This is a genomic window from Streptomyces venetus, assembly GCF_039540295.1.
GTDB classification, from domain to species: domain Bacteria; phylum Actinomycetota; class Actinomycetes; order Streptomycetales; family Streptomycetaceae; genus Streptomyces; species Streptomyces venetus.
The window spans coordinates 1-5,195 of the sequence record NZ_BAABET010000027.1 but is presented as its reverse complement, the minus strand read 5'-3'; the positions used below and the strand labels follow the sequence as shown (position 1 = coordinate 5,195).

Genomic DNA, 5,195 nt, shown 5'->3' with positions numbered 1-5,195 from the left:
GGAAAGCCCGAGAGGGTGAGTACAAAGGAAGCGACCGTTCCTTGAGAACTCAACAGCGTGCCAAAAGTCAACGCCAGATATGTTGATACCCCGTCTCCGGCCATCAGGCTGGGACGAGGTTCCTTTGAAATAAACACAGCGAGGACGCTGTGAACGGTCGGGCTTATTCCGCCTGACTGTTCCGCTCTCGTGGTGTCGACCGGATTACCGGTACACATTCACGGAGAGTTTGATCCTGGCTCAGGACGAACGCTGGCGGCGTGCTTAACACATGCAAGTCGAACGATGAAGCCCTTCGGGGTGGATTAGTGGCGAACGGGTGAGTAACACGTGGGCAATCTGCCCTGCACTCTGGGACAAGCCCTGGAAACGGGGTCTAATACCGGATATTGACCATCGCGGGCATCCGTGATGGTGGAAAGCTCCGGCGGTGCAGGATGAGCCCGCGGCCTATCAGCTTGTTGGTGAGGTAATGGCTCACCAAGGCGACGACGGGTAGCCGGCCTGAGAGGGCGACCGGCCACACTGGGACTGAGACACGGCCCAGACTCCTACGGGAGGCAGCAGTGGGGAATATTGCACAATGGGCGAAAGCCTGATGCAGCGACGCCGCGTGAGGGATGACGGCCTTCGGGTTGTAAACCTCTTTCAGCAGGGAAGAAGCGAAAGTGACGGTACCTGCAGAAGAAGCGCCGGCTAACTACGTGCCAGCAGCCGCGGTAATACGTAGGGCGCGAGCGTTGTCCGGAATTATTGGGCGTAAAGAGCTCGTAGGCGGCTTGTCGCGTCGGTTGTGAAAGCCCGGGGCTTAACCCCGGGTCTGCAGTCGATACGGGCAGGCTAGAGTTCGGTAGGGGAGATCGGAATTCCTGGTGTAGCGGTGAAATGCGCAGATATCAGGAGGAACACCGGTGGCGAAGGCGGATCTCTGGGCCGATACTGACGCTGAGGAGCGAAAGCGTGGGGAGCGAACAGGATTAGATACCCTGGTAGTCCACGCCGTAAACGGTGGGCACTAGGTGTGGGCAACATTCCACGTTGTCCGTGCCGCAGCTAACGCATTAAGTGCCCCGCCTGGGGAGTACGGCCGCAAGGCTAAAACTCAAAGGAATTGACGGGGGCCCGCACAAGCGGCGGAGCATGTGGCTTAATTCGACGCAACGCGAAGAACCTTACCAAGGCTTGACATACACCGGAAACGTCTGGAGACAGGCGCCCCCTTGTGGTCGGTGTACAGGTGGTGCATGGCTGTCGTCAGCTCGTGTCGTGAGATGTTGGGTTAAGTCCCGCAACGAGCGCAACCCTTGTCCCGTGTTGCCAGCAGGCCCTTGTGGTGCTGGGGACTCACGGGAGACCGCCGGGGTCAACTCGGAGGAAGGTGGGGACGACGTCAAGTCATCATGCCCCTTATGTCTTGGGCTGCACACGTGCTACAATGGCCGGTACAATGAGCTGCGATACCGCGAGGTGGAGCGAATCTCAAAAAGCCGGTCTCAGTTCGGATTGGGGTCTGCAACTCGACCCCATGAAGTCGGAGTCGCTAGTAATCGCAGATCAGCATTGCTGCGGTGAATACGTTCCCGGGCCTTGTACACACCGCCCGTCACGTCACGAAAGTCGGTAACACCCGAAGCCGGTGGCCCAACCCCTTGTGGGAGGGAGCTGTCGAAGGTGGGACTGGCGATTGGGACGAAGTCGTAACAAGGTAGCCGTACCGGAAGGTGCGGCTGGATCACCTCCTTTCTAAGGAGCACTTCTAAGCCGGGCTTGCCTGGTTCAGAGGCCAGTACATCAGCGAACGTCTGATGCTGGTTGCTCATGGGTGGAACGTTGACTACTCGGCACGATCCAGGATGGATCAGGCGCTAGTACTGCTCTTCGGGGCGTGGAACGCTGATCTGGTCAGCTGATCGTGTCGGGCACGCTGTTGGGTGTCTGAGGGAATGAACTTTCCTCATTCGCCGGCCCCAGTGCACTCGGACCGTAAGGGTTCGGGGTGATGGGTGGCTGGTCGTTGTTTGAGAACTGCACAGTGGACGCGAGCATCTGTGGCCAAGTTTTTAAGGGCGCACGGTGGATGCCTTGGCACCAGGAACCGATGAAGGACGTGGGAGGCCACGATAGTCCCCGGGGAGTCGTCAACCAGGCTTTGATCCGGGGGTTTCCGAATGGGGAAACCCGGCAGTCGTCATGGGCTGTCACCCGCTGCTGAACACATAGGCAGTGTGGAGGGAACGCGGGGAAGTGAAACATCTCAGTACCCGCAGGAAGAGAAAACAACCGTGATTCCGGGAGTAGTGGCGAGCGAAACTGGATGAGGCCAAACCGTATGCGTGTGAGACCCGGCAGGGGTTGCGCATACGGGGTTGTGGGATCTCTCTTTTACGGTCTGCCGGCCGTGAGACGAGTCAGAAACCGTTGATGTAGGCGAAGGACATGCGAAAGGTCCGGCGTAGAGGGTAAGACCCCCGTAGTCGAAACGTCAGCGGCTCGTTTGAGAGACACCCAAGTAGCACGGGGCCCGAGAAATCCCGTGTGAATCTGGCGGGACCACCCGCTAAGCCTAAATATTCCCTGGTGACCGATAGCGGATAGTACCGTGAGGGAATGGTGAAAAGTACCCCGGGAGGGGAGTGAAATAGTACCTGAAACCGTGTGCCTACAAGCCGTGGGAGCGTCGGAACGAGGCTTGCCTTGTTCTCGTGACTGCGTGCCTTTTGAAGAATGAGCCTGCGAGTTTGCGGTGTGTTGCGAGGTTAACCCGTGTGGGGAAGCCGTAGCGAAAGCGAGTCCGAATAGGGCGTTTGAGTAGCACGCTCAAGACCCGAAGCGGAGTGATCTAGCCATGGGCAGGTTGAAGCGGAGGTAAGACTTCGTGGAGGACCGAACCCACCAGGGTTGAAAACCTGGGGGATGACCTGTGGTTAGGGGTGAAAGGCCAATCAAACTCCGTGATAGCTGGTTCTCCCCGAAATGCATTTAGGTGCAGCGTCGTGTGTTTCTTGCCGGAGGTAGAGCACTGGATAGGCGATGGGCCCTACCGGGTTACTGACCTTAGCCAAACTCCGAATGCCGGTAAGTGAGAGCGCGGCAGTGAGACTGTGGGGGATAAGCTCCATGGTCGAGAGGGAAACAGCCCAGAGCATCGACTAAGGCCCCTAAGCGTACGCTAAGTGGGAAAGGATGTGGAGTCGCAGAGACAACCAGGAGGTTGGCTTAGAAGCAGCCACCCTTGAAAGAGTGCGTAATAGCTCACTGGTCTAGTGATTCCGCGCCGACAATGTAGCGGGGCTCAAGCGTACCGCCGAAGTCGTGTCATTGCAGCATATACGGCCAACGCCGGCTGTGATGGGTAGGGGAGCGTCGTCTGCCGGGTGAAGCAGCACCGGAAGGTAGTTGTGGACGGTTGACGAGTGAGAATGCAGGCATGAGTAGCGATTCACACGTGAGAAACGTGTGCGCCGATTGACTAAGGGTTCCTGGGTCAAGCTGATCTGCCCAGGGTAAGTCGGGACCTAAGGCGAGGCCGACAGGCGTAGTCGATGGATAACCGGTTGATATTCCGGTACCCGCTGTGAAGCGTCAAACATCGAGCATCGTGATGCTAAGGCCGTGAAGCCGTCGTGTGCGTCTTCGGACAAGCACGGAGTGGTGGAGCCGCTGAACCAAGCGGTTAGTAGGTGAGTGATGGGGTGACGCAGGAAGGTAGTCCATCCCGGGCGGTGGTTGTCCCGGGGTAAGGGTGTAGGCCGTGCGATAGGTAAATCCGTCGCACTTGTGGCTGAGACCTGATGCCGAGCCGATTGTGGTGAAGTGGATGATCCTATGCTGTCGAGAAAAGCCTCTAGCGAGTTTCATGGCGGCCCGTACCCTAAACCGACTCAGGTGGTCAGGTAGAGAATACCGAGGCGTTCGGGTGAACTATGGTTAAGGAACTCGGCAAAATGCCCCCGTAACTTCGGGAGAAGGGGGGCCACACCTGGTGATGGGCTTTACGCCCTGAGCTGGGGGTGGCCGCAGAGACCAGCGAGAAGCGACTGTTTACTAAAAACACAGGTCCGTGCGAAGCCGTAAGGCGATGTATACGGACTGACGCCTGCCCGGTGCTGGAACGTTAAGGGGACCGGTTAGCTCAGATTCGTCTGGGCGAAGCTGAGAACTTAAGCGCCAGTAAACGGCGGTGGTAACTATAACCATCCTAAGGTAGCGAAATTCCTTGTCGGGTAAGTTCCGACCTGCACGAATGGCGTAACGACTTCTCGACTGTCTCAACCATAGGCCCGGTGAAATTGCACTACGAGTAAAGATGCTCGTTTCGCGCAGCAGGACGGAAAGACCCCGGGACCTTTACTACAGTTTGATATTGGTGTTCGGTTCGGCTTGTGTAGGATAGCTGGGAGACTGTGAAGCTCACACGCCAGTGTGGGTGGAGTCGTCGTTGAAATACCAGTCTGGTCGTGCTGGATGTCTAACCTGGGTCCGTGATCCGGATCAGGGACAGTGTCTGATGGGTAGTTTAACTGGGGCGGTTGCCTCCTAAAGAGTAACGGAGGCGCCCAAAGGTTCCCTCAGCCTGGTTGGCAATCAGGTGTTGAGTGTAAGTGCACAAGGGAGCTTGACTGTGAGACCGACGGGTCGAGCAGGGACGAAAGTCGGGACTAGTGATCCGGCGGTGGCTTGTGGAAGCGCCGTCGCTCAACGGATAAAAGGTACCCCGGGGATAACAGGCTGATCTTCCCCAAGAGTCCATATCGACGGGATGGTTTGGCACCTCGATGTCGGCTCGTCGCATCCTGGGGCTGGAGTCGGTCCCAAGGGTTGGGCTGTTCGCCCATTAAAGCGGTACGCGAGCTGGGTTTAGAACGTCGTGAGACAGTTCGGTCCCTATCCGCTGTGCGCGTAGGAGTCTTGAGAAGGGCTGTCCCTAGTACGAGAGGACCGGGACGGACGAACCTCTGGTGTGCCAGTTGTTCTGCCAAGGGCATGGCTGGTTGGCTACGTTCGGGAGGGATAACCGCTGAAAGCATCTAAGCGGGAAGCCTGCTTCGAGATGAGGACTCCCACCCACTTGATGGGGTAAGGCTCCCAGTAGACGACTGGGTTGATAGGCCGGATCTGGAAGCACGGTAACGTGTGGAGGTGACCGGTACTAATAGGCCGAGGGCTTGTCCTCAGTTGCTCGCGTCCACTGTGTT

Annotated in this window: 2 rRNA genes; both read left to right on the top strand. The window is 57.7% G+C overall.

Annotated features, from left to right (window positions below):
• Window positions 1-217 precede the first annotated feature (217 nt).
• Window positions 218-1,743 (top strand): 16S ribosomal RNA (locus ABEA82_RS38555).
• A gap of 307 nt (window positions 1,744-2,050) precedes the next feature.
• Window positions 2,051-5,173: ribosomal RNA gene (locus ABEA82_RS38550) — 23S ribosomal RNA — on the top strand.
• Together the 16S and 23S rRNA genes form the textbook arrangement of a ribosomal RNA operon.
• Window positions 5,174-5,195 lie beyond the last annotated feature (22 nt).